Origin of the sequence: Paracoccus sp. SSK6 (genome assembly GCF_039770665.1) — a bacterium.
Lineage (GTDB): Bacteria > Pseudomonadota > Alphaproteobacteria > Rhodobacterales > Rhodobacteraceae > Paracoccus.
This window is the reverse complement of record NZ_JBDPNJ010000021.1, coordinates 20,294-43,685: the sequence shown is the minus strand read 5'-3', so window position 1 is coordinate 43,685 and position 23,392 is coordinate 20,294. Positions and strand designations below refer to the sequence as shown.

The window sequence follows — 23,392 nt, the reverse complement described above, 5'->3', positions numbered from 1 at the left end:
GCCGAACAGGTCAACCCCGCCGCGCCCATGTCCTGGATCGAGATGACGCTATCCGTCTGCATCAGTTCCAGACAGGCTTCCAGCAGGCATTTTTCGGTGAACGGGTCGCCCACCTGCACGGTCGGGCGCTTTTCCTCGATGCTGTCATCGAACTCGGCCGATGCCATGGTCGCCCCGCCGACGCCGTCGCGGCCGGTCTTGGCGCCCAGATAGACCACCGGCATCCCGATGCCCGAGGCGGCGGAATAGAAGATCTTGTCCGCGTCGGCCAGACCCGCCGCAAAGGCGTTGACCAGGCAGTTGCCGTCATAGCTGCGGTGGAAGCGGACTTCGCCGCCCACGTTCGGGACGCCGAAGGCGTTGCCATAGGCGCCGATCCCTTCCACCACGCCCTTGACCAGATGCGGCGTCTTGGGGTGTTCGGGGCGGCCGAAGGACAGCGCGTCCATGGCAGCGATGGGTCGTGCGCCCATGGTGAAGACATCGCGCAGGATGCCGCCAACGCCGGTCGCGGCGCCCTGGTGCGGCTCGATGTAGGACGGGTGGTTGTGGCTCTCCATCTTGAAGACCACGGCCTGTCCGTCGCCGATATCGACCACGCCCGCGTTCTCGCCGGGACCGCAGATCACCTGCGGGCCGGTGGTGGGCAGCGTGCGCAGCCATTTCTTGGACGACTTGTAGGAACAATGCTCATTCCACATGGCGCTGAAGATGCCCAGTTCGGTAAACGTGGGTTCGCGCCCGATGATCTGCAGGATGCGGTCGTATTCGTCGGGCTTCAGCCCGTGCGCGGCGATCAGGTCGGGGGTGATCGTCGGATCCTGCATGGTCGTGCCTTCCTGCGGATGGAAATCTGGCGCCTTTTAGGCACAGACGCCCCGCAAGGAAAGGCCCGCGCGACCAAGCCCCCGCGCAGGACCAAAAAAAAGCCGGGCACAAGGCCCGGCCTAAGTCCAACAGGGAGGTAGAAGGTGATGAGCGGTTACGCTGACCATCGCCTTCACAGCCCGATTTATGGGCAGGGTGTTAACGGTTCAAGAGGGATCACGCTGCACCCGCAGCATAGCGGACATGCAGTGACGGAATAGCTACACGCGAAAGTTGTAGCTAGGCCTGCGATGCCGGGACTTTCGTCGCAGGCGCCTCCAGCAACTGCGCCTCGCCCTGGCGGCGGCGGAAGGCCTGGATTTCCTCCAGCATGAAGTCGCGGAACACCGTGACCCGGCGGGTCTGGCGCAATTCCTCGGGATAGGCCAGGAACACCGGCACCTCGCCGGATTCGATATCGGGCAGCACCCGCACCAGACGCTTGTGATCGGCGGTCAGATAGTCGGGCAGGACACCGATGCCAAGGTTGGCCAGCACCGCCTGCAGGACGCCGAAGTAATTGTTCACCGTCAGGGTCGATCCGATGTTCTGGGACATGATTTCCTGGACCAGCCGCGCCCCCGCCGCGACCTGCGGCTGATCGGGCTTCTGGCAGATCAGGCGATAGGGCGACAGGTCGGCCATGGTCTCCGGCATCCCCGCCTTGTCCAGGTAATCCTGCGTCGCATAAAGCCGCATCCGAACGCTCAGCAACCGGCGGCGGATCAGGTCGGACTGGCTGGGCTCCTTCATGCGGATCGCCACATCGGCTTCGCGCATGGGCAGGTCCAGCACCCGCTCCTCCAGCATCAGGTCGATCTTGAGGTCGGGATACTTGTCATACAGCTTGACCAGCTTGGGCGCCAGCCACAGCGTCCCAAAGCCGACCGTCGCGGTCACCTTCAATTCGCCGAAGACATGTTCCTCGCTGTCGCGGATGCGGGCCGAGGCCGTATCCAGCTTGCGCGCCATGGACGATGTCGCCTCGAACAGCAATTCGCCCTGTTCGGTCAGAATCAGGCCGCGGGCGTGGCGATGGAACAGGGTGGTGTCCAGCATCTCCTCAAGCGCGCGAATCTGCCGGCTGACGGCGGATTGCGACAGATGCAGCACATCGCCGGCATGGGTCAGGCTGCCCGCATCGGCAACGGCGTGAAAGATTCGAAGCTTGTCCCAGTCCATGCTGTTACAATCCTGCCGTGTCTGCCATGCGATTTTTGCAGACCTATCCTGAATGCAGCATTCCGGCAAGCGAAAGCATCCGGCTGCATTTTTCCGTTGGTCGGTCAGCAAAGCTGACCTATACTGAAGGCCGGTGGAGGAGTCATTGGAATGAGCAAGCAGGAATTCTCGCTAGCCGACCGCTTCGATCTGGAAAAACCGCAGGTTCTGCTGAACGGCACGCAGGCCTTGGTGCGGCTGATGCTGATGCAGGCCGCGCGCGACAAGGCGGCGGGACTGAACACGGCGGGTTTCGTCACGGGCTATCGCGGATCGCCGCTGGGGGGCGTCGATCTGCAGATGATGCGCGAAGGCAGGCGGCTGTCCGACGCGAACATCCTGTTCCAGCCCGGCCTGAACGAGGATCTGGCCGCGACCGCCATCTGGGGCAGCCAGCAGGCGGAACTGCGCGGCGAGGGCAAATACGACGGCGTCTTCGCGCTGTGGTATGGCAAGGGTCCGGGCGTGGACCGTTCTGGCGACGCCATGCGCCATGCCAACATGGCGGGCACCTCCCCGCATGGCGGCGTGGTGATGGCGATGGGCGACGACCATACGGGCGAGAGCAGCTCGGTGCTACACCAGTCCGACTGGGCGATGGTGGACCGCTATATCCCGGTGCTGTCGCCTGCGGGTGTGCAGGAGATTCTGGATTACGGCCTTTACGCCTTTGCCTTGTCGCGCTTCGCGGGCGTCTGGACGGGGCTGAAGACCATGAAGGACACGGTCGAGGCGACTTCGGTCGTCAATGGCGATCCGTTCCGGCTGTCCTTTGTGACCCCCGACTTTCAGATGCCCGAAGGCGGGCTGAACATCCGCCTGCATGACACGCCGGTGGCATCCGAGGCGCGGATGATCGACTATAAACGCTGGGCGGCCGAGGCGTTTTCCCGCGCCAACAAGATCGACCACAAGGTCTGGGGCAAGCCGGGCGCCAAGATCGGCTTTGTCGCGGCGGGCAAGAACTGGCTGGATCTGGTCCATGCCCTGTCCCTGCTGGGCATCGACGAGGACGAGGCCGAACGGCTGGGCCTGACCACCTACAAGGTCGGGCAGACCTGGCCGCTCGATATGAAGTCCTTTCAGGAATGGTCGGAAACGCTGGAACTGATCGTCTGCGTCGAGGAAAAGCGCAAGCTGATCGAGGTGCAGTTGAAAGAGGCGATCTTCGACAACCGCCACGGCCGCCGCGTCCACGGCTGGAAGCATGACCGCACCGGGGCCGAACTGTTCCCCACCCGCTATGCGCTCGACCCCGTGATGATCGCCCAGAAGATCGGCGAGATCCTGATCGAGGAAGGCCGGGGCACCGACCACATCAAGGCGGGCCTGACCCGCCTGTCCGAGGTTCGCCGCGCCGACAACGCGCCCGAAATCGCCACCCGCACGCCTTGGTTCTGTTCGGGCTGTCCGCATAACACCTCCACCAAGCTGCCCGAAGGCAGCCGCGCCTATGCCGGGATCGGCTGCCACTACATGGTGCAGTGGATGGACCGCGAAACCACCGGCTTCACCCATATGGGGGCCGAGGGCGTGAACTGGGTGGGCGAGGCGCCGTTCTCGAACCGCAAGCACGTCTTCCAGAACCTGGGCGACGGCACCTACAACCACTCGGGGTCGCTGGCGATCCGGGCGGCCATCGCGGCGGGCACGACCATCACCTACAAGATCCTGTTCAACGACGCGGTTGCCATGACCGGCGGGCAACCCAACGAAGGCGGACTGACGGCGCATCAGATCGCCGCCGAACTGGTTGCCATGGGCGTGAAGCCGTTGGTCGTGGTTTATGACGAAAAGGAAGACATCGACCGCGCGCAGTTCCCGGCGGGCCTGCGCTTCGAGGAACGGGCCGAGTTGATGGCCGTTCAGCGCGACTTGGCGGAAACGCCGGGCGTCAGCGCGATCCTCTATATCCAGACCTGCGCGGCCGAAAAGCGCCGCCGCCGCAAGAAGGGCAAGTTCCTCGATCCCGACCGCCGCGTCTGGATCAACCCCGAGGTCTGCGAGGGCTGCGGCGATTGCGGCGTCCAGTCGAACTGCGTGTCCATCGTGCCGCTGGACACCGAACTGGGCCGCAAGCGCCAGATCGACCAGTCGTCCTGCAACAAGGATTATTCCTGCCTCAAGGGCTTTTGCCCCAGCTTCGTTACCGTCCAGGGCGGCAAGCTGCGAAAGCCGCAGGCCGAGGCCTTCGACATCCCCGACCTGCCCGCACCCGCCCTGCCCGCGATCAGTGGTACCCATAACGTCGTCATCACCGGCGTGGGTGGCACCGGGGTCGTGACGCTGGGCGCGGTGCTGGCCCAGGCCGCCCATATCGACGGCAAGGGCGCGGGCATGATGGAGATGGCGGGCCTCGCCCAGAAGGGCGGCGCGGTCCATATCCACCTGCGCCTGGCCAACCGCCCCGAAGACATCAGCGCTATCCGCGTGGCGGTGGGCGAGGCCGACTGCATCATCGGCGGCGACCTGGTCGTCACGGCGGGCGCCAAGACCATCGGGCTGATGACCACGGGCCGCACCAGCGCGGTGGTCAACGACCACGAGATCATCACCGGCGACTTCACCCGGCTGCGCGATTTCCGCGTGCCCTCGGACCAGTTGAAGGTCTCGCTTCAGGCGCGGCTGCGCGACCGCGTGGCCTTCTTCGACGCCAACGACCTGGCGCTGCGGATGCTGGGGGATTCGATCTATTCCAACATGCTGGTGCTGGGCGCGGCCTGGCAGCAGGGGCTGCTGCCCTTGTCGCTGGAGGCGATCATGCAGGCGATCGAGTTGAACGGCGCCAAGGTCGCGGAAAACCAGCGCGCCTTCCAGATCGGCCGCTGGGCCATGGCTTTCCCCGACCAGACCCGCAAGCCTGCCGAAGTGACCCAACTGCCGCCCGATCCAGTGGCCTATCGTGAATCGCGGCTGGTCGGCTACCAGAACAAGCGGCTGGCCCGGCGCTTCCGCAAGCTGGTCGATGCCGCCCCTGCCCCCCTGCGGGAAAGCATCGCGCGCGGGTATTACAAGCTTCTGGCCTACAAGGACGAATACGAGGTCGCGCGGCTGCACCTGACCACCGCGCAGCAGGTCGCCGAACAATGGGACGGCGACACGAAGCTGACGCTGCACCTCGCCCCGCCGATCCTGGGCGGCAAGGGCGCGGACGGGCGCCCGAAGAAGCGCGAATACGGCGAGTGGATGCTGCGGGGCTTCAAGGTTCTGGCGCGCATGAAGTTCTTGCGCGGCACGCCCTTCGACCCCTTCGGCTACACGACCGAACGCCGCCACGAACGCGCCGCCATCCGCGACTACGAATCCGACATGCGCGAGGTTCTGGCCACGGTGACGGACGCCACCATGCCCATCGCCATCGAACTGGCCGAACTGCCCCTGACCGTGCGCGGCTATGGCCCGGTCAAGGCCCAGGCCGAAGCGATTGCCGCCGCCCGGCGGGCGGAGTTGCTGACGCAATTCCGCAGCGGGCAGGCGCCCCTGCAACAGGCGGCCGAATGACCACCTTTCGGTGACCACCTGATCTAAGTCATTTCCAAAATCCGCGATGCGCCCTAATAAGGCGCCTCGCGACAGGAAGAAGGGTGGCACCATGGCGGTAGGCGTTTTCGATTCGGGTTTGGGCGGGTTGACGGTCCACCAGGCCATCGCCGCGCGCCTGCCCGACCTGCCGCTGGTCTATCTGGGCGACAACGCCCACACCCCCTATGGCACCCGCACCGCCGACGACATCTTCGACCTGACCTGCGCGGGCGTCGAACGGCTGTGGCAGGAAGGCTGCGATTTGGTGATCCTGGCCTGCAACACCGCCAGCGCCGCCGCCCTGAAGCGGATGCAGGAAACCTGGCTGCCATCGGACAAACGCGTGTTGGGCGTCTTCGTCCCCATGATCGAGGCGCTGACCGAACGCCGCTGGGGCGACAATTCGCCGCCCCGCGAGGTTGCGGTGAAGCACGTCGCCCTGTTCGCAACCCCCGCGACCGTGGCCAGTCGCGCCTTCCAGCGGGAACTGGCTTTCCGCGCCGTGGGCGTGGATGTCGAGGCGCAGCCCTGCGGCGGCGTGGTCGATGCCATTGAAATGGGTGACGAAATCCTGGCCGAGGCGCTTGTAGCGTCCCATGTCGAGGCCCTGCTGCGCCGGATGCCCCACCCCGAGGCTGCGGTGCTGGGCTGCACGCATTACCCACTGGTCGAAGCCGCGTTTCAGAAGGCGCTTGGCCCCAACGTCAAGGTTTTCAGCCAGGCGGGACTGGTCGCGGAAAGCCTTGCCGACTATCTCCAGCGCAGGCCCGAGTTTCTGGGATCGGGCACGACATCGAAGAACCTGACGACCGGCGATCCGGTCCGCGTGTCCGGCAAGGCCACGCAGTTCCTGCGCCGCCCGATCCATTTCGAGGCAGCATGAGGTTATCGCCATGGCTGGCATGAAATCCTTGAAGAAACGCCGCCGCATCCAGGTGATCGTCGCGGCTGCCGTGGCCCTGCTGATCGCGGTGGGCCTGATCGGCTACGGCTTTCGCGACGGCATCAACCTGTATCGCTCGCCCGCGCAGGTGGCGGAGGCCGCGCCGGAAGCGGACGAGTATTTCCAGCTTGGCGGGCTGGTGAAGGAAGGCTCGATCGTGAACCGCGACGGGGTGCAGTTCGACTTCGTCATCACCGACGGCGCGGCGGAAATCCCCGTCAGCTATGTCGGCCGCGACCCGCGCCCGGACCTGTTCACCGAAGGCCAGGGCACCATCGCCAAGGGATACTATCGCAACGGCCGGTTTGAGGCCCGCGACCTGCTGGCCAAGCATGACGAGACCTATATGCCGAAAGAGGTCATGGACACGCTGAAGGAAACCGGCGTGTATCAGGAGCCCAGCAGCTAGGCGCGACATTGGCGGGGCGGGATCAGGAAACATATACGTTTCCCCCGCCCGCTTGACCGGATGCCATCAAGGACAGTGCCATCCCGCGCCCCCGAGAGGCCCGGCGGCATGGGTGGTTATGGAATCACGTGGCAAAGGCGATGGCCTTCGCCAGTCAGCCGGATCCCTCCCCACCTTCCAGCAACCCCGCAATATCCTCGAACACCGCCTGCCACTCCGCATCCTCCAGCGGCATGAAGCGCAGGAAGTGCAGCAGGAACGCCCCTTCGGCAGCAAGAAAGGCCAGCCGGGCGCGGCGCCCCTCGACGCTGCCGGTGTCCAGCCCGGCAAGCCTGTCTCGATACCACTCTTGGGTCGAGGCCAGATGCTCGGGCGTCTGCATCAACCCCGCCATCAGGCTGGCGGCCTTGGTCATCGACACCTCGTCCGCCTCGCGCGTGGCCGCCAGATGCGCGCGGATCCGCTGCATCGCATCCGCAGCGGAACCGGCAATGGCCGCGAACTTCGCGTCATAGTCGCGGCCCCAACGCGCGAACATCGCGTCGATGATATCGTCCTTGGTGCCGAAGGCATATTGCACACCGCCCTTGGTGATCCCGCAGGCGCGGGCCAGGGCGTCGATGGTCAGCGCCGCCGCGCCCTGGCGGTGGACGATCTCCTCGGCCGCGTCCAGAAGCTTGTCCCGGTCGATGCTGCGCGGTCTTGCCACGGGGCCTCCATTTCCATACGATCGTATTTAAACCATCCGCAATCGACTCGCCACCCCACCCTGCCTCACCCAGGTGAAAGATGACCGTTCGTTCCCCCTGGCTTGTCCTCGCCATCGTTTCCAGCGCGCTGTTCCTCATCGTGATCGACATGACGGTGCTCTACACCGCGTTGCCGACGCTGACGCATGACCTGGACGCCTCGGCCACGGAAAAGCTGTGGATCGTGAACGCCTATTCGCTGGTCGTGGCGGGACTGCTGCCGGGCGCGGGGGCGCTTGGGGATCGCTATGGCCACCGGCGGATGTTCACCATCGGGCTGGTGATCTTTGGCGCGGCCTCGGTGGCGGCAGGGTTCGCGCCGACCTCGGCGGCGCTGATCGCGGCGCGGGCGGGTCTGGCCATGGGCGCGGCGGCGATGATGCCCGCCACGCTGTCGATCATCCGCCATACCTTCGAGGATCCAGACCAGCGCGCGCTTGCCATCGGCATCTGGGCAGCCGTCGCATCCGGCGGGGCGGCGCTTGGGCCAGTGATCGGCGGCGCGGTGCTGGAGCATTTCCACTGGGGCGCGGTCTTCCTGATCAACCTGCCGGTTGTTCTGCTGGCGCTGGCTTTCACCGTTGCTTTCGTGCCCAGGGGCCAAGGTCACGGCCATCATCCCTTCGATCCGGTCGGGTCGGTCCAGGCCCTGATCGGACTGGTCGGCCTGACCCTGGCCATCAAGGAGATCGCCAAGCCCCACCCGTCGTTAGCCGTTCTGCTGTTGTCGGCATTGGTCGGCCTTGCCGCCTTGGCGCTGTTTGTCCGCCGCCTGCGCCGCAGCGCCAGCCCCATGATCGACCTGACGCTGTTTTCCGACCCGCGCTTTGCTGGCGGCGTGATCGGCGCCCTCGTCTCGGCGGCGGCCCTGCTGGGGGTGCAGCTTGTGATCACGCAGCGGCTGCAACTGGTCCAGGGGATGTCGCCCCTGCAGGCCGGGCTGTTCGTCCTGCCGATCCCCCTGACGTCCTTCATGGCGGGGCCGCTTGCGGGCATGATGCTGGGCCGCATTGGCGCGGGCCGGTTGCTGGCGGCGACCCTGGCGGTCAGCGGTGCGGGGATCCTGATCTATGCCGCGGGATTCGGCCGGACGGGGGTCGAGCTTGTCAGCTTTGTCCTGACCGGCGCGGGCATCGGGGCGGCCATGACCGCCGCGTCATCGGCCATCATGCTGAACGCGCCCGCGGACCGCGCGGGCATGGCGGCCTCGGTGGAGGAAGTGTCCTATGAACTGGGCGGCGCGCTCGGCATCGCCATCCTGGGCAGCCTGATGGCCGGGGTCTACAGCGCAAGCTTCGCCGCTGCGGGCGGCTTCGGCGCGGATGCGGCGGATTCGCTGGACGGCGCGCTGGCCTTGGCCGCGACCCTGCCCGCGCCGCAGGCCGACCGGCTGCTGGCCCTTGCCACCGGCGCCTTCGACCGGGCCACCTGGGCGGTCGCCCTGGCGGCGGGGCTGGCCCTGCTGGCGGCGGGTTTCTGGATCGGCCGGATCGACCGCGCGAACAGCCTGGCGCGGCAGGGCGCTTGACGCAAGGCGGGCTGCGGGGCAAGCAGTCCGCATGATCGACATCCGCCCCGTGGCCCATCCGATCGGCAAGATCATCGTGACCTTGGGGGTTTCGATGCTGGCGCCCATGCTGGTGGACTGGTGGCACGGCGACGGGCATTGGGTGACCTTTCTGCAATGCGCCGCGCTGACCATTGTCGCGGGCACGCTGGTCTCGATCGCGACTTGGGGGGATTACCGCAGCCTGTCGATTCAGCAGGCGTTCCTGCTGACCTCCGGGCTCTGGGCGGTGCTGCCGGTGTTCGGCGCCCTGCCCTTCATGCTGGGCCAGCCCCATGCCAGCTTCGCGGACGCCTATTTCGAATCCATGTCGGGCGTCACCACCACCGGCACCACGGCCTTTCCCCTGCTGGACAGCCTGCCGCGCGGCACGCATCTGTGGCGCGCCCTCCTGCACTGGATCGGAGGTCTGGGGATCGTCGTCGTGGCCATGGTCTTCCTGCCGATCATGAAGGTCGGCGGCATGCAGTTCTTCCGGTCCGAGGGCTTCGACACCCTGGGCAAGATCATGCCCCGCGCCGGAGAGATCGCGGCCGAGATGACGCGCATCTATGTCATGCTGACGGGCTTCTGCACCGTGACCTATCTGGTTCTGGGCATGAGCGGGTTCGACGCCATCGTGCAGGCCTTCGGCACCGTGTCCACAGGGGGATTCTCCAATTACGACGCCAGCTTCGGCGTCTTCCGGGGGCCGCTGGAATGGGCGGCGTCAGCCTTCATGGTGCTGGCCTCGGTCCCGTTCATCCGGCTGGTCCAGGGGATGCGCGGGCAATTTGCGCCGATCTGGCAGGACATGCAGATCCGCGCCTATCTGCGGTGGATCCTTTATGCCTGCGCGATTATCGTAGCCTACCGGGTGATCTTCCTGGGCCACCAGGGCAACATCTTCGACATCATCCGCGAAACGGTCTTCAACACCGTCTCGACCTTTTCGGGAACCGGGTTCTTTTCGACCGACGTGATGACCTGGGGCCACCTGCCGCTGGCGGTGCTGGTGATCTGCGGGCTGATCGGCGGCTGCACGGGATCGACCGCCTGTTCGGTCAAGGTGTTCCGGTACCTGGTTCTGTTCCAGGCCGTGCGCGCGCAGTTGCGCCGGATGCATTCGCCCCACCGCGTCTATGCCCTGCGCTATGAGGGCCGTCCGCTGGACCAGGACGTGATCGATTCGGTCATGGCCTTCTTCACGCTGTTCACCCTGACCTTCGGCCTGCTGATCGTGGGCCTGTCGCTGACCGGCCTGCACCCGCGCACGGCCCTGACCGCCGCCTGGACCGCCATCGCCAATATCGGCCCCGTCTGGGGGCCCGAGATCACGGCCAACGGCTCGGTCGCCCAGTTCCCCGAATCCGCGAAATGGCTGATGATCCTGGGCATGTATCTAGGCCGGCTGGAGCTGGTCTCGGTTCTGGTCCTGCTGCTGCCGCGGTTCTGGCGGGGTTAGGGGTTCGTCGGTTTGACCCCACAGCACACATTCGGCCCTTATGGTCTGACCTCTGTCGAACAGGACGACGTGACTTTCCAGCTCCGTCCAACTTGGACCGATGTATCGACCCATTTCACTTCACCAGGACCCCGTTTTTTCCAAAGGCAAATTACGTCGGTAAGCATGAGCGCAGTCAGATAAGTTGCTTCTTCAGAAAGGCTCGGGGATCGGATCGTCATAACGAAGAAATCCGGTGTTTCAGCCTGCGAGTAGGTTGCATGGAATGACTTTCCAAGAATTTCACCATCAAATTCATCCACTGGCGCATTCTCGAAGACTGGGCTTACAGTCTTGAAGGATGCCATGACGGCTGCAACGTCGACCTTGCCATTTGGCAGGCGAGGAACATCGTCTCCCTTAGCAAAAACAGGGGAGCCGCAGCAAAGCAGCAGAGCCAAGATACGCAGCATGCCATCCTCACAGATGTTGGCCAACCATCGACCGATATGAAGCAACTTGACCACTTCTCCGGTAGTGATCAACGGCTGCTTCGTCCCGCATAGCAGACCCCACAAACCCAGACTGCCCGTGATCCGATCTCACTCCATCGGCAAGGCCGCTTCGCTTGTCGCCCTGTCATTCGCCGCAGGCCCCTTACGCGCAAAACTGTCCGACATCTCCGCCGCGATCCGCGCCTGACCCTGCGCATCCGCTGCGGGCCAGATCAGCACGAAGCCCTCGGCCCGGCCGCCTTGGACCCAGCCTTCGGCGCGGCCGATATGGGCCTCGTTGGCGCCTTCCAGCAGAACATGGCCGGGCTTGATCGTGCGCGTCGGTTGCGGCACCCAGCCAAGCGCCGTCACCAGCCCCGACAGGTCCAGCAGCTCCTGCTGCCCGCCCGGCTGGCTGAACAGGATCAGCGCCGCGCCCGACCCGTCGCGAGGGCCATAGATCGACAACGCCCGTTCCGTGCGGTCAAAGGCCAGCCGGTCCATCGGCGCCATGACCGACAGGCCCGTCGCCTGGTCGTCCAGCATCGTCAGCCCGACCTCTGACCGCCAGGCGTCGCGGCGGGCGATCAACTCGCGCATCGCGGTGCCGGGATCGGTGGAGAGGCGGCTGGCCAGGATCTCGGCCTGGATGGCGTCGCGGGTGCGGGGGCCGGTCTTGCCGTCGATCTCGCCGTCATAGACGCCCGCCCACCGCAACGCGCGCTGCACCTGGTCCAGGGGCGGCATCTCGGCCGCCGCGGCGGGCGGCGCGGGTAGGTCGGGCGCCTTGCCGGGTTCGATCACCGATCCTAGTTCGGCGGCATCGGACACGAAGGCGTCCTTGGGCATCACGCCGCCATCCTTGAAGACTTTCAGCCAGGCGTCGGCGGCGGCCCGATCCACCGGCCCCAGCACCACCCCGAACCAGCCGTTCGGCAGTTCCGCCAACCCGGCCTCGGGGAAGGTCTTGCGCCATTGGGAAAGCGCGGCATCGGCATCGGCCCGCGCCTCGACCGATTGCAGGCGCAGATAGCTGCCCGGCGCGGGCAGGTCGGGTTGCGCGGCAGCAGGTTCCGGGGCCAGCGCCACCGGGGCGGCATCGCCCACTGGGGTCAGGACCACCCCCTCCTCCGGCACGGTGACAAAGCTGTCCATCGGGATCTGCCGCGCCTCTTTCAGCGCGCCGATCCGCTTGCCCGCTTCCTCGGACGACAGGGGCCCGATGGCGATGGCCGTCCAGCCGCGCGGCAGCGGAAAGGTCACCACGTCGTCGAACTGCCCGGCCCAGCGGGATGCGGCCTCAGCGGCTTCAGTGTCGCGCTTGGCCTCGATGCGGATCACGGCGTCCTGCGCCCATGCCGCCACCGGCAATCCTGCCGCCATCACCAAGAAAGCCAAGCGCCGCATTCCATCCCCCTCAGCCGGCCGTTCTTGCGGCCTTTATTGACCCTGTTCCCCGCCCCGCCTAGAAGGCGCGCAAGCATGTGCTGATCTATGCAAAGGACGGCCCCGATGACCAGCCCCAACCGACCCCGCAGCTTCCAGGACATCATCCTGCGGTTGCAGAACTACTGGGCCGCCCAAGGCTGCGCCGTGCTGCAGCCCTATGACATGGAGGTCGGCGCGGGCACCTTCCACCCCGCCACCACGCTGCGCGCCCTTGGCGGACGGTCCTGGGCCGCAGCCTATGTCCAGCCCTCGCGCCGCCCGACGGACGGTCGCTATGGCGAGAACCCCAACCGCCTGCAGCACTATTACCAATACCAGGTCATCATCAAACCGTCGCCCGCGAACCTGCAGGATCTGTATCTGGGCAGCCTGCGCGCCATCGGCCTGGACCCGATGATCCACGATGTCCGCTTTGTCGAGGACGATTGGGAATCCCCCACCCTCGGCGCATGGGGCCTTGGCTGGGAGGTCTGGTGCGACGGGATGGAGGTCAGCCAGTTCACCTATTTCCAGCAGGTCGGCGGCCACGACTGCCGCCCGGTGTCCGGGGAACTGACCTATGGCCTGGAACGGCTGGCGATGTATGTGCTGGGCGTGGAACATGTGATGGACATGCCCTTCAACGATCCCGACGCAGCCATTCCGCTGACCTATGGCGACATCTTCCGCCAGACCGAACGCGAATATTCCCGCTGGAACTTCGAGGTGGCCGACACCGACACCCTGTTCCAGCACTTCAAGGATGCCGAGGCGGAATGCGCCCGCATCCTGGCCGCCGACCCGGTGGACGCTGCGGGCCGCACCATCCCCATGGCGCATCCGGCCTATGACCAGGCGATCAAGGCCAGCCACATCTTCAACCTGCTGGACGCGCGCGGGGTCATCAGCGTCACGGAACGGCAGGCCTATATCGGCCGGGTCCGGGCGCTGGCAAAAGCCTGCGCCGACCTGTTCGTCACGACCGAGGCCGCCCAGGCATGAACGGCAAGATCGTTGGCATCGGGTTGCTGGCCGTGGCGGCAATCGCCGGGGCGGGCATGTGGTATCTGCAGGAATATTACTTCTACGACCGCCTTCCCGCCGCCGACACCTTGACCGTGCAGACCGCCAGCGGCCCGGCCACCCTGCCCGTGCGCGACTTCCAGGGCATCGACGCCGACAGCTCTCCCCTGCGCTGGCGGGCCTGCGCGGTCCTGACCCAGCCGCCGGTTGACCCCGTGCCCTTCGACGGCGCGACGCCGCTGGGCACGCCCGGCTGGTTCGACTGCTTCGACCACGGCCAGTTGACCGCCGACCTGGAATCCGGCGCCGCCCAGGCCGTGCTGGGCCAGGCCGAGATCCGCCCCGACGTGGACCGCGTGCTGGCGATCTATCCCGACGGCCGCGTCTATGGCTGGCACCAATACAACGACAAGACCCCGGAACGCGGAGTGATGGACTGATGCCCGACCTGTTGATCGAACTCTTTTCCGAGGAAATCCCCGCCCGGATGCAGGCCCGCGCGCGTGAGGACTTGCGCAAGCTGGTCACGGACGGTCTGGTCGAAGCCGGGCTGACGTATGGTAGCGCAGGCGCGTTCAGCACCCCCCGCCGCCTGACTTTGGCGGTCGAGGGCCTGACCGCCAACAGCCCCACCACGCGCGAGGAACGCAAGGGCCCCCGCACCGACGCGCCCGAGGCCGCGCTGGAAGGCTTCCTGCGCTCCACCGGCCTGACCCGCGAGCAGCTTGAGGCGCGCGACGACAAGAAGGGCCAGGTCTGGTTCGCCACCATCGAGCGTCCCGGCCGCCCCGCCGCTGCCATCGTGGCCGAGGTGCTGGACAGCACCATCCGCAACTTCCCCTGGCCCAAGTCGATGCGCTGGGGCGCGGGCAGCCTCCGCTGGGTCCGGCCGCTGCATTCGATCATCTGCCTGCTGTCCGACGAAGCAGGCGCCACCGTGGTCCCGCTGACCGTAGAGGGCATCGCCGTCGGCAACACCACGCGCGGCCACCGCTTCCTGTCCCCCGAGCCGTTCACCGTCACGGGCTTCGACGACTATGCCGCGAAACTCCGCCGCGCCCATGTGATCCTTGACAGCGCCGAGCGCGAAGCCGCCATCCGCCAAGGGGCCGAGAACCTCGCCTTCGCGCGCGGGTGGGAGATCGTGCGGGACGACGGGTTGCTGTCCGAGGTCGCGGGCCTTGTCGAATGGCCCGTCCCCCTGATGGGCGTGATCGAGCAGCGTTTCCTGGACCTGCCGCCCGAGGTGCTGCAGACCTCGATGAAGGAACACCAGAAGTTCTTCTCGGCCCGCAACCCCAAGACCGGGCGGATCGAGGGCTTCGTGACCGTCGCCAACATCGAGACCCCCGACGACGGCGCGACGATCCTGGCCGGCAACCAGCGGGTGCTGGCGGCGCGTCTGTCGGACGCGGCCTTCTTCTGGGAAAACGACCTGCGCGAGGCGAAGGCGGGGATGGGTGCCTGGGCCGAAGGCCTGAAGTCGGTCACCTTCCACAACAAGCTGGGCAGCCAGGCGGACCGGATCGAGCGCATCGCTGCCTTGGCGCGAGAGATTGCCCCGTTGGTTGGCGCCGATACGGACCAGGCCGAACAGGCCGCGAAGCTGGCCAAGCTGGACCTGCGCAGCGCAATGGTCGGCGAGTTCCCCGAACTGCAAGGCACCATGGGCCGTTATTATGCGCTTGCGGCAGGTCAGCCCGAGGCCGTGGCGGATGCCGCCCGCGACCACTACTCGCCGCTAGGTCCGTCCGATGCGGTACCGACCGCGCCGGTTTCAGTGGCGGTGGCTTTGGCTGACAAGATCGACACGCTGACCGGGTTTTGGGCGATTGATGAGAAACCCACCGGCTCGAAGGATCCCTATGCGCTGCGGCGAGCTGCGCTTGGAGTTATTCGGTTGGTTCAAAACCGGGGCATCCGGTTTGATCTCATCCCGCTGATGTATGTCGCCCTTCTCAATATCCAGTTAACAAGAATTCATTTGGCTAGTGTCGAACGCGAGTGGCGTGAAATCGCTCCTTATGTAAATCCGGGGGTTTGGTTTTCTAAGCTAAAGAGGGGTGAAATTTCGGAACAGAAGGTTCAGATTGAACTACAGTCCTCTGATCTTGGTCTGGTTGAAGACGCTATCGCAGCGTTCAAAAATCGTGCTTCCGAAGTTCCTGACCTCCTCTCCTTCCTCCACGACCGGCTCAAGGTCTATCTCCGCGACCAGGGCATCCGCCATGACATCATCGACGCCGTGCTGGCGCAGCCCGGCAACGACGACCTCGTGCTGGTGGTGAACCGGGCCATCGCGCTCAACGCCATGCTGCAAACGGATGACGGGCGGAACCTCACCCAGGGCCTCAAGCGCGCCGGCAACATCCTCGCCCAGGCCGAGGAAAAGGACGGCGTCGAATACAGCTTCGGCGCCGACCCGAAATTTGCAGAAACCGACGAGGAACGCGCCCTGTTCGCCGCCCTCGACACCGCCGAACCGGCGATCAAGGCGGCCATCGCGGCGGAAGACTTCCCCGCCGCCATGACGGCCATCGCGCATCTGCGCGCGCCCATCGACGCCTTCTTCGAAGCGGTGCAGGTCAATACCGACAACCAGATCGTGCGCCGCAACCGCCTGAACCTGCTGCACCGCATCCGCGCCGCAGGCCAGCAGATCGCGGATTTCACGAAAGTCGAAGGATAAGAGAAAGGGCCAGAGGCAAAAACCTCCGGCCCTTCTTCTTTGCCCAAATACCCTCGGGGGTCCGGGGGCGCGAAGCCCCCGGCCTGATCACACCATCCGGTCAACCATCATGTGCTTGATCGAGGCAATCGCCTTGGCCGGGTTCAATCCTTTCGGACAAGTGTTGGTGCAGTTCATGATCGTGTGGCAGCGGTACAGCTTGAAGGGATCCTCCAGCTCGTCCAGCCGCTCGCCCGTGGCCTCGTCGCGCGAGTCGATGATCCAGCGATAGGCGTGCAGCAGCGCGGCCGGGCCCAGATAGCGGTCGCCATTCCACCAGTAGGACGGGCAGGCGGTGGAACAGGAGGCGCACAGGATGCACTCATAAAGCCCGTCCAGCTTCTTGCGGTCCTCGATCGACTGCTTCCATTCCTTGCCGGGTGTGGGCGACTTGGTGATGAGGTAAGGGTTCACCGAGGCGTGCTGGGCATAGAAATGCGTCAGGTCGGGCACCAGATCCTTGACCACCGGCATATGCGGCAGCGGATAGATGGAAATGTCGCCCTTCACCTCGTCGATGCCATAGATGCAGGCCAGGTGGTTGCCGCCGTCGATGTTCATCGCGCAGGATCCGCAGATCCCCTCGCGGCAGGACCGGCGGAAGGACAGGGTCGGGTCGATCTCGTTCTTGATCTTGATCAGCGCGTCCAGGATCATCGGCCCGCATTTGTCCAGGTCCACGAAATAGGTGTCCAGGCGCGGGTTTTCCCCGGTGTCGGGATCCCAGCGATAGATCTTGAACTTGCGGACATTGGTCGCGCCCGCAGGCGCGGGCCAGGTTTTGCCGACCCGGATCTGGCTGTTCTTGGGCAGGGTGAACTGGACCATTGGGTGCTCCTCTCAGGAAGTGCCTTGCGACGGCACATCCGCCGCGAAAAGATGTTCTGCGCGCGCGACCAGATCGACGATCCGGCCATGCGCGTGGGGGTTCAGCGCAAGCCCGTTCAGGCGGCGCAGGAATTCGGTGGCGCCGTCGTTCAGGCGGCTGTTGGTGGGTCCGTCCAGCGGCTGAAGCGCGTCGATCCGGGCGTCGTCCAGACCGGCATGGCGCAGAAGCCGGCGGCCGGGGCGCAGGGGGTCCGGCTCATCCTCCAGCTTGAAGCGGGTCAGGCGGTCGCCGGTCGCGGGGCCCAGGCGGCGGACCAGGTCGCCCCAGCCGGGAAGATCGGCCGTCTCGGCCTCGAATTCAGCCAGGCTGCGCCCATAGCCATCGGTGCGCACCGCCTGCGCCCAGACCGAGGGGCGCCATGTCTTATGGTTCCGCGTATAGATCACGAAGTCCATCGCGAAATCCTGCGCCTCGGCCAGCAGAAGGGCTGCGATCTGCGGCATCAGCGGGAAAAGCCGCGTCTCGCCGCCATTGCCGGGCATGGCGCCGGCCAGGTTTTCGTGGCTGATCAGGACGGGCACGTCGTTTGCGGGCAGCGTGTCCAGAACCTCGCGGAAGGCAAGCTTCAGCGCCTGCGCCCGATCCTTCGAAGGATCCAGACTGAAGGCGATGGCCGCTCGCCCCAGGGGCCGCATGGGCGATCCTTCCTCGGGCGTGCGGACCACCAGATGGTCCGCCAGGGCCTCGGCATTGCGGCGCAGGTGCCGCTGGACCGAGGTGCTGCCGGTCTTCTGAACGCCCATATGGACGATCAGGCGCCGCGCCCCCTGCCCTTTCCGTGCCGCACCCGCCATGGCTCAGCCTGTCCAGCCCGGCTGTTCGGCCAGGGGACGGCGCGGCGGCTGGCCCGAGCGGCGCTGCACGCAGCGGTCATAGACCTGCGCGGGATCGCGCCCCATCAGGTAATCGCCCGACAGATCGACCGAGACGCTGCCAAAGCCGTGCGTGTCGCCGTCGAAGCCGGTGCCGACGCCCAGGGCGACATTGGTGCGCGGGCGGACGGCCAGTTCGGCGTCGCGCAGGCAGGTCAGTTCCGCCTGCTCGACCGGGACCGGGCCGCAAGCGGCCAATGTCCCGATCAGAGCCAAGGCCATATGTCCCGCCCGCGCGCGCATCACGTCACGCGCTGCGCGCCGCCGCAGCGATGCACTGCGTGGTCGCCGGGCGCGAGACGATCGCCGCCACGCTGTCCGCGGTGCCGGTCGCACCCGCGCGGGACGCCTGGGCGATGTCGATCAGTTCCGCCGTGGTGGCGTTGTTGACGACGCAATCGGTATAGGGCGCGACATTGGCGCCGGGCAGGCGCTTCTCCATCTCGGCGTTGATGACCGTCCGCGCGGCCTGACGCGAGGCTGCGTCCAGGACCGTGGGCGGGGTCACGACCGTGGTGGTGGTCGTCGTCGTCGTGGCTGCGGGCGGCATCGGGGCGACGCAGCCCGCCAGCGTAGCGGCGGCAAGACCCAGGGCGGCGAAAGTCTGGAAGCGCATCAGTAAACCCTTTTCTTGGGAGCAATCTTGTTCAGGTCGATCCCGCCATCCTCTTCCTTGGTCAAGGGGTCCAGATGGACGGGGCGGTAGTCCAGTTTAACCGCGTTTCCATCGACCCATGCAAGCGAGTGCTTGCGCCAGTTGGCGTCGTCCCGCTCGGGCCAGTCCTCGTGGGCGTGGGCGCCCCGGCTTTCCTTGCGCGCCTCGGCCGCGACGATGGTGGCCAGCGCGTTCGGCATCAGGTTGGTCAGTTCCAGCGTTTCCATCAGGTCGGTGTTCCAGATCAATCCGCGATCCGTGACCTTCAGGTCGTCCATCTTGGCGGCGATTGCCGTCATCTTCTGGGCGCCCTCGGCCAGGGTCTTGTCGGTGCGGAACACCGCCGCGTCGGCCTGCATGGTGCGCTGCATTTCCAGCCGCAGTTCCGCGGTGGGCGTGGTGCCATTGGCGTGGCGCAAGCCGTCGAAGCGGGCCAGCGCCTTGTCCACCTGCGCCTGGTTGGTTTCGGGGATATGGCCTTCGCGGTCGATCACCTGACCCGCGCGGATCGCGGCGGCGCGGCCGAAGACCACAAGGTCGATCAGGCTGTTCGACCCCAGCCGGTTCGCCCCATGGACGGATGCGCAGCCCGCCTCGCCCACGGCCATCAGGCCGGGGAAGATCGCGTCGGGGTTTTCCGCCGTCGGGTTCAGCACTTCGCCCCAATAGTTCGTGGGGATGCCGCCCATGTTGTAATGGACCGTCGGCAGGATCGGGATCGGCTGCTTGGTCACATCGACGCCTGCGAAGATCTTGGCCGATTCACTGATGCCGGGCAGCCGTTCGGCCAGGGCCTCGGGCGGCAGGTGCATCAGGTTCAGATACATGTGGTCCTTGTCGGGACCGACGCCGCGGCCTTCGCGGATCTCGATGGTGATGCAGCGCGACACCACGTCGCGCGAGGCCAGATCCTTGTAGGTGGGCGCATAGCGTTCCATGAACCGCTCGCCTTCGGAGTTGGTCAGGTAGCCGCCCTCGCCTCGCGCGCCTTCGGTGATGAGGCAGCCCGAGCCGTAGATGCCGGTCGGGTGGAACTGCACGAATTCCATGTCCTGGAGCGGCAGGCCCGCGCGCGCCACCATGCCGCCGCCGTCGCCGGTGCAGGTATGGGCGGACGTGGCGCTGAAATAGGCCCGGCCATAGCCGCCCGTCGCCAGCACCACCATCTTGGCGTTGAAGACATGGATGGTGCCGTCGTCCAGCTTCCAGCAGACCACGCCGGTGCAGGCGCCGTCGGTGACGATCAGGTCGATGGCGAAATATTCGATGAAGAATTCCGCGTTGTTCTTCAGCGACTGGCCGTAGAGCGTGTGCAGGATCGCGTGGCCGGTGCGGTCGGCCGCCGCGCAGGTGCGCTGCACCGGGGGGCCTTCGCCGAATTCGGTGGTGTGGCCGCCGAAGGGACGCTGGTAGATCTTGCCTTCCTCGGTCCGGGAAAACGGCACGCCGTAATGTTCCAGTTCATAGACGGCCTTGGGCGCCTCTCGCGCCAGGTATTCCATGGCGTCCGTATCGCCCAGCCAGTCCGACCCCTTCACGGTGTCGTACATGTGCCATTGCCAGCTGTCCGGTCCCATGTTCGACAGCGACGCGGCGATGCCGCCCTGCGCCGCGACGGTGTGGGACCGCGTCGGGAAGACCTTGGTCACGCAGGCCGTGCGCAACCCCTGTTCGGCCATGCCCAGCGTCGCGCGCAGGCCCGCGCCCCCGGCCCCCACCACGACCACGTCGTAATCATGCGTATGGATATCGTAAGCAGCCATGATGTCCTCAGATCGCGATGGTGACCAGCGTCATCTTGGCCAGGGCAAAGACTGCCGCCGCGATGACCGCCCAGGAAAAGACCACCGAGACGATGATCGCCACCTTGCGCGCCGTGTGTTGGAAATAGTCGTCGATCATGATCCGGGTGCCCTTGATGAAGTGCGCCATGCCCACGACGATGAACAGCGCCGTGATCAGCGCCGGATAGGGGCGGCCGAAATAGGCCACCAGTTCAGGATGCGTCAGGCCGATCGCCTTGCCGATGACCAGCAGGAAGGCCGGGACCAGCAGGACCAGGGCGCAGGACGTGACGGTCAGGAACCAGTGGTCCGCCGTGCCGCTGCGGGCCGATCCCAGGCCCATGGCTGCCTTGCGGGGGGTGATATAGCGCATGGTTTCCTTGGCCCCTTAGACGAAGAAGAACAGGATCAGCGACAGCAGCGTCAGCACCACCGACCCGATGACGACGGCCCAGCTTGCGCGCTCGGCCTCCTCGATCCGCAGCAGGTGGCCCGAATCGTAGAACAAGTGCCGGATCCCGGCCAGCGTGTGGAACCACAAGGCCCAGGCCGATCCGGTCAGCACGATGAAGCCGATCCAGGACCGCACCACCCAGTCGGCGGCGGCAAAGGCGCGCGGCCCGCTGACGGCGGCCACCAGCCACCAGACCAGCAGCAGGATGCCCGCGACAAGCGCGTGCCCCGTGATCCGCGTCATGATCGAGGTCACGGCGGCCATGGGCAGGCGATAAACCTGGAGATGGGGGGAAAGCGGCCGGTTGCCCCGGTTCACATCGGCCATGTGCGGCGCTCCTTCAAACGGTTGGCTTGACCCGTCGCAGGCGCGGCTGGCCTCGCGGGCTGGCGATTGGCGCGTGTTTGTCGGCCTTTGTCGCATCTGTCATCCACAGATGCCAGAGGCCAGGCAGAATTTCATCCGCTTTCCAGCTTTGTGATCACGACCTGCCGGGGTGTGATCACAAGCAATGCTGCACCTGCGAGAACCGCGAGTCGGCTTTTCACACCGGCATCAGCGCCCAGTAGTCCAGATCCAGCAGCACCTCGGGCAGGTATCGGCCGTCGCCATCCTTCAAGGCAAAGGCAGCCCTGTCGCCCTTGGTCGCCACCAGCCGCAGACGGATCGCACCCACGCCGGGTGCGTCCGTTTCCGCCTTGTCCAGAACTTCGGACCAGGCGCGAACGGTATCGCCCGCGAAACAGGGATTGGCATGGGCGCCGCCGTTCAGCGCGACGATCATCTGCGCATTGGCAAGCCCGTTGAAGGACAGCGCGCGGGCCATGCTGATGACATGGCCGCCATAGATCAGGCGCCTGCCGTCGTCGCGGTTCGTTGCGTCGAAATGCACCTTGGCGGTGTTCTGCCACAGGCGCGTGGCCAGCATATGCTCGGCTTCCTCGATGGTGACGCCATCGACATGGTCGATCTTTTCGCCGATCTGGTAATCGCCCCAGCGATGCGGCTCTCCGGCAAGGCCGAAATCGTAATCCGAGAAATCCAGCCCCTCGGGGATCACCAGATCCTCGGGCGCGACCACCGGGGCCAGGTCGGGCACCACCGCCTCCGGCGCGGGGGCGTCCGTGTCGCGCTTGCGCACCATCACCCAGCGGACATAGTCCAGCACGGGCTCGTCCATCTGGTTCAGGCCCTGCGTGCGGACCCACACCACGCCCGACTTTCCGTTCGAGTTCTGCCTTACACCGATCACCTGCGACTCCGACCGCAGCGTGTCGCCGGGCCAGACCGGGGCCAGCCAGCGGCCCTGCGCATAGCCCAGGTTCGCCACCGCATTCAGGCTGACATCGGGGACGGTCTTGCCGAAGACGATGTGGAAGGCCAGCAGGTCGTCCATCGGGCTGCCCTCCAGCCCGCAGTTCGAGGCAAACTCATCGCTGGAATAGAGCGCATGACGCGCCGGATAGAGCGCGTGGTAAAGCGCCCGTTCGCCTTCCGCGACGGTGCGCGGGACGGCGTGGCGGATCACCTGGCCCACGCGGTAATCCTCGAAGAAGCGGCCCGGATTGGTCTTGGTCATTGGCTCCCCAGCTTCATATCGGGATGATACTCGGCCTCGACCTGCTTGGTCACGGCCTGCGCCATGCGCATCACGCCCTTGACAGGATCGAAGGCCATCGATGGGCTGCCATGCAGGGACCAGCCCTTGGACAGCGCCTCGCTGACGCGGTGGCAGAAGCGGGAGGTGTCATCCTCGGTGATGCAGCGGTAAAGGGTCGTCAAATCAGCCTCCGAATGGCCAGGGTCCGATCCAGCCGTGGATCAGGCCCACGACCAGCATGACGACGACCGCGCCCACGGCCGCCATGATTTCGCGGCGGACGGGGAACGGCCCCGTGCGCCGCTTCCAGGCGCCCGCGCGGTTCAGCAGCACGATCTCGACCTGCGCCCAGACCAGCAGCCCGCCGAACAGGATGAAGGACGGCAGGTCGCCATTCACCAGCAGATGCGCGAGTGCCCAGAGCGAGAAGCCCGTCAGTTGCGGATGATGGATCCAGGCGGTGACGCGCGTCTTCATCCCGTCCGCGGCGTAGAGATAGAAGGCCAGCAGCATCAGCAGGTTGTTGATGCCGGTCGTCGCGGGCGAGCGCCCCCACCAGACCGGCCCATCCGCGCGCTGATAGCCGATGACCATCAGCACCACCGACAGGATCAGCAGGACCGCAATCAGACCCCTGCCCCTGGCGCCCAGGGCGGCGCGGCGTTCGGGAGCCACGCGCTTGAACAGATGCGCGGCCCACCACAGGGCCACGCCCGAAATCAGCAGAACCATCTGGCTTTCCCTTCGCTGGATGTCCGTGCCGC

Annotated in this window: 23 protein-coding genes; 8 read left to right on the top strand and 15 right to left on the bottom strand. The window is 66.0% G+C overall.

Features of this window, described 5'->3' with window-relative positions; all coding sequences use genetic code 11:
* Together AAIL68_RS13150 and AAIL68_RS13145 are read right to left on the bottom strand one after the other, a co-directional pair.
* Window positions 1–827 (bottom strand): AIR synthase related protein (locus AAIL68_RS13150; RefSeq protein WP_347140236.1); only part of this gene is annotated, 827 nt, incomplete at its 3' end.
* Between the two features lie 280 nt (window positions 828–1,107).
* Window positions 1,108–2,049, bottom strand: a complete 942-nt coding sequence (locus AAIL68_RS13145; protein ID WP_347140235.1) for a LysR family transcriptional regulator — start codon at window positions 2,047–2,049, stop codon at window positions 1,108–1,110.
* Between the two features lie 150 nt (window positions 2,050–2,199).
* On the opposite strand from AAIL68_RS13145, the gene AAIL68_RS13140 reads away from it, so the two are divergent.
* From AAIL68_RS13140 to ccmE, 3 genes are all read left to right on the top strand, one after another.
* Window positions 2,200–5,589, top strand: coding sequence for an indolepyruvate ferredoxin oxidoreductase family protein (locus tag AAIL68_RS13140; RefSeq protein ID WP_347140234.1), 3,390 nt, complete (start codon window positions 2,200–2,202; stop codon window positions 5,587–5,589).
* A 91-nt stretch (window positions 5,590–5,680) separates the two neighbouring features.
* Window positions 5,681–6,493 (top strand): aspartate/glutamate racemase family protein, encoded by an 813-nt coding sequence (locus AAIL68_RS13135; RefSeq protein ID WP_347140233.1) that lies wholly within the window; start codon window positions 5,681–5,683, stop codon window positions 6,491–6,493.
* Between the two features lie 19 nt (window positions 6,494–6,512).
* Window positions 6,513–6,962, top strand: a complete 450-nt coding sequence (gene ccmE, locus AAIL68_RS13130; RefSeq protein WP_347140232.1) for a cytochrome c maturation protein CcmE — start codon at window positions 6,513–6,515, stop codon at window positions 6,960–6,962.
* A 154-nt stretch (window positions 6,963–7,116) separates the two neighbouring features.
* Here ccmE and AAIL68_RS13125 read toward each other — a convergent pair whose 3' ends face one another.
* The gene (locus AAIL68_RS13125) at window positions 7,117–7,671 is read right to left on the bottom strand and encodes a TetR/AcrR family transcriptional regulator (RefSeq protein WP_347140231.1); all 555 of its coding nucleotides are present in this window, start codon (window positions 7,669–7,671) and stop codon (window positions 7,117–7,119) included.
* 80 nt (window positions 7,672–7,751) lie between these two features.
* Here AAIL68_RS13125 and AAIL68_RS13120 point away from each other — a divergent pair, with 80 nt between their 5' ends.
* Together AAIL68_RS13120 and AAIL68_RS13115 are read left to right on the top strand one after the other, a co-directional pair.
* Window positions 7,752–9,239: an MFS transporter gene (locus tag AAIL68_RS13120; RefSeq protein ID WP_347140230.1), complete on the top strand. Its 1,488-nt coding sequence runs from the start codon at window positions 7,752–7,754 to the stop codon at window positions 9,237–9,239.
* Window positions 9,240–9,270: 31 nt separating this feature from the next.
* A complete protein-coding gene (locus AAIL68_RS13115; RefSeq protein ID WP_347140229.1) occupies window positions 9,271–10,722 on the top strand; it encodes a TrkH family potassium uptake protein in 1,452 nt (483 codons plus the stop codon).
* A 38-nt stretch (window positions 10,723–10,760) separates the two neighbouring features.
* Here AAIL68_RS13115 and AAIL68_RS13110 read toward each other — a convergent pair whose 3' ends face one another.
* Both AAIL68_RS13110 and AAIL68_RS13105 read right to left on the bottom strand, forming a co-directional pair.
* On the bottom strand, window positions 10,761–11,174 hold the full coding sequence (locus AAIL68_RS13110; RefSeq protein ID WP_347140228.1) for a hypothetical protein: 414 nt from the start codon (window positions 11,172–11,174) through the stop codon (window positions 10,761–10,763).
* Between the two features lie 129 nt (window positions 11,175–11,303).
* Window positions 11,304–12,602, bottom strand: coding sequence for a peptidoglycan-binding domain-containing protein (locus AAIL68_RS13105; RefSeq protein ID WP_347140227.1), 1,299 nt, complete (start codon window positions 12,600–12,602; stop codon window positions 11,304–11,306).
* A gap of 105 nt (window positions 12,603–12,707) precedes the next feature.
* Between AAIL68_RS13105 and AAIL68_RS13100 the strand changes: the two genes are divergently transcribed.
* Genes AAIL68_RS13100 through glyS form a run of 3 tightly spaced genes read left to right on the top strand, consistent with a single transcriptional unit; the run spans window position 12,708 to window position 16,335 of the window.
* Entirely contained in the window at window positions 12,708–13,625 is a 918-nt protein-coding gene (locus tag AAIL68_RS13100; RefSeq protein WP_347140226.1) for a glycine--tRNA ligase subunit alpha, read from the top strand.
* Window positions 13,622–14,086, top strand: coding sequence for a DUF6446 family protein (locus AAIL68_RS13095; RefSeq protein WP_347140225.1), 465 nt, complete (start codon window positions 13,622–13,624; stop codon window positions 14,084–14,086). The genes AAIL68_RS13100 and AAIL68_RS13095 overlap by 4 nt, the downstream gene beginning before the upstream one ends.
* Window positions 14,086–16,335 carry a glycine--tRNA ligase subunit beta gene (glyS, locus tag AAIL68_RS13090; protein ID WP_347140224.1) on the top strand — a complete coding sequence of 750 codons (2,250 nt, stop codon included), beginning with the start codon at window positions 14,086–14,088 and terminating at the stop codon, window positions 16,333–16,335. The genes AAIL68_RS13095 and glyS overlap by 1 nt, the downstream gene beginning before the upstream one ends.
* A gap of 87 nt (window positions 16,336–16,422) precedes the next feature.
* Here glyS and AAIL68_RS13085 read toward each other — a convergent pair whose 3' ends face one another.
* The 10 genes from AAIL68_RS13085 to AAIL68_RS13040 form a co-directional block, all read right to left on the bottom strand.
* Window positions 16,423–17,202: a succinate dehydrogenase iron-sulfur subunit gene (locus AAIL68_RS13085; RefSeq protein WP_207464695.1), complete on the bottom strand. Its 780-nt coding sequence runs from the start codon at window positions 17,200–17,202 to the stop codon at window positions 16,423–16,425.
* 12 nt (window positions 17,203–17,214) lie between these two features.
* Window positions 17,215–18,057 (bottom strand): hypothetical protein, encoded by an 843-nt coding sequence (locus AAIL68_RS13080; protein WP_347140223.1) that lies wholly within the window; start codon window positions 18,055–18,057, stop codon window positions 17,215–17,217.
* A gap of 3 nt (window positions 18,058–18,060) precedes the next feature.
* Complete coding sequence (locus tag AAIL68_RS13075) at window positions 18,061–18,357, bottom strand: hypothetical protein (protein WP_347140222.1); 297 nt, start codon at window positions 18,355–18,357, stop codon at window positions 18,061–18,063.
* Window positions 18,358–18,382: 25 nt separating this feature from the next.
* A complete protein-coding gene (locus AAIL68_RS13070) occupies window positions 18,383–18,751 on the bottom strand; it encodes a hypothetical protein (protein ID WP_347140221.1) in 369 nt (122 codons plus the stop codon).
* A complete protein-coding gene (gene sdhA, locus AAIL68_RS13065; RefSeq protein ID WP_347140220.1) occupies window positions 18,751–20,553 on the bottom strand; it encodes a succinate dehydrogenase flavoprotein subunit in 1,803 nt (600 codons plus the stop codon). The genes AAIL68_RS13070 and sdhA overlap by 1 nt, the downstream gene beginning before the upstream one ends.
* A gap of 7 nt (window positions 20,554–20,560) precedes the next feature.
* On the bottom strand, window positions 20,561–20,947 hold the full coding sequence (locus AAIL68_RS13060) for a succinate dehydrogenase, hydrophobic membrane anchor protein (RefSeq protein ID WP_347140219.1): 387 nt from the start codon (window positions 20,945–20,947) through the stop codon (window positions 20,561–20,563).
* 15 nt (window positions 20,948–20,962) lie between these two features.
* On the bottom strand, window positions 20,963–21,355 hold the full coding sequence (gene sdhC, locus AAIL68_RS13055) for a succinate dehydrogenase, cytochrome b556 subunit (RefSeq protein WP_347140218.1): 393 nt from the start codon (window positions 21,353–21,355) through the stop codon (window positions 20,963–20,965).
* 217 nt (window positions 21,356–21,572) lie between these two features.
* Window positions 21,573–22,607, bottom strand: coding sequence for a MaoC family dehydratase (locus AAIL68_RS13050; protein WP_347140217.1), 1,035 nt, complete (start codon window positions 22,605–22,607; stop codon window positions 21,573–21,575).
* Complete coding sequence (locus AAIL68_RS13045) at window positions 22,604–22,810, bottom strand: DUF1737 domain-containing protein (RefSeq protein ID WP_347140216.1); 207 nt, start codon at window positions 22,808–22,810, stop codon at window positions 22,604–22,606. Before AAIL68_RS13045 ends, AAIL68_RS13050 begins: the two co-directional genes overlap by 4 nt.
* Window position 22,811: 1 nt before the next feature.
* The gene (locus AAIL68_RS13040) at window positions 22,812–23,360 is read right to left on the bottom strand and encodes an NnrU family protein (protein ID WP_347140215.1); all 549 of its coding nucleotides are present in this window, start codon (window positions 23,358–23,360) and stop codon (window positions 22,812–22,814) included.
* Window positions 23,361–23,392 lie beyond the last annotated feature (32 nt).

Bases quoted from the DNA above. Each gene is read 5' to 3' on its own strand.
- sdhC (WP_347140218.1), bottom strand. From the start codon at position 21,355: ATGGCCGATGTGAACCGGGGCAACCGGCCGCTTTCCCCCCATCTCCAG.
- ccmE (WP_347140232.1), top strand. From the start codon at position 6,513: ATGAAATCCTTGAAGAAACGCCGCCGCATCCAGGTGATCGTCGCGGCT.
- AAIL68_RS13120 (WP_347140230.1), top strand. From the start codon at position 7,752: ATGACCGTTCGTTCCCCCTGGCTTGTCCTCGCCATCGTTTCCAGCGCG.
- glyS (WP_347140224.1), top strand. From the start codon at position 14,086: ATGCCCGACCTGTTGATCGAACTCTTTTCCGAGGAAATCCCCGCCCGG.
- AAIL68_RS13075 (WP_347140222.1), bottom strand. From the start codon at position 18,357: ATGGCCTTGGCTCTGATCGGGACATTGGCCGCTTGCGGCCCGGTCCCG.
- AAIL68_RS13135 (WP_347140233.1), top strand. From the start codon at position 5,681: ATGGCGGTAGGCGTTTTCGATTCGGGTTTGGGCGGGTTGACGGTCCAC.
- AAIL68_RS13070 (WP_347140221.1), bottom strand. From the start codon at position 18,751: ATGCGCTTCCAGACTTTCGCCGCCCTGGGTCTTGCCGCCGCTACGCTG.
- AAIL68_RS13105 (WP_347140227.1), bottom strand. From the start codon at position 12,602: ATGCGGCGCTTGGCTTTCTTGGTGATGGCGGCAGGATTGCCGGTGGCG.
- AAIL68_RS13085 (WP_207464695.1), bottom strand. From the start codon at position 17,202: ATGGTCCAGTTCACCCTGCCCAAGAACAGCCAGATCCGGGTCGGCAAA.
- AAIL68_RS13100 (WP_347140226.1), top strand. From the start codon at position 12,708: ATGACCAGCCCCAACCGACCCCGCAGCTTCCAGGACATCATCCTGCGG.
- AAIL68_RS13040 (WP_347140215.1), bottom strand. From the start codon at position 23,360: ATGGTTCTGCTGATTTCGGGCGTGGCCCTGTGGTGGGCCGCGCATCTG.
- AAIL68_RS13095 (WP_347140225.1), top strand. From the start codon at position 13,622: ATGAACGGCAAGATCGTTGGCATCGGGTTGCTGGCCGTGGCGGCAATC.
- AAIL68_RS13060 (WP_347140219.1), bottom strand. From the start codon at position 20,947: ATGCGCTATATCACCCCCCGCAAGGCAGCCATGGGCCTGGGATCGGCC.
- AAIL68_RS13080 (WP_347140223.1), bottom strand. From the start codon at position 18,057: ATGGCGGGTGCGGCACGGAAAGGGCAGGGGGCGCGGCGCCTGATCGTC.
- AAIL68_RS13110 (WP_347140228.1), bottom strand. From the start codon at position 11,174: ATGCTGCGTATCTTGGCTCTGCTGCTTTGCTGCGGCTCCCCTGTTTTT.
- AAIL68_RS13140 (WP_347140234.1), top strand. From the start codon at position 2,200: ATGAGCAAGCAGGAATTCTCGCTAGCCGACCGCTTCGATCTGGAAAAA.
- AAIL68_RS13145 (WP_347140235.1), bottom strand. From the start codon at position 2,049: ATGGACTGGGACAAGCTTCGAATCTTTCACGCCGTTGCCGATGCGGGC.
- AAIL68_RS13115 (WP_347140229.1), top strand. From the start codon at position 9,271: ATGATCGACATCCGCCCCGTGGCCCATCCGATCGGCAAGATCATCGTG.
- AAIL68_RS13050 (WP_347140217.1), bottom strand. From the start codon at position 22,607: ATGACCAAGACCAATCCGGGCCGCTTCTTCGAGGATTACCGCGTGGGC.
- sdhA (WP_347140220.1), bottom strand. From the start codon at position 20,553: ATGGCTGCTTACGATATCCATACGCATGATTACGACGTGGTCGTGGTG.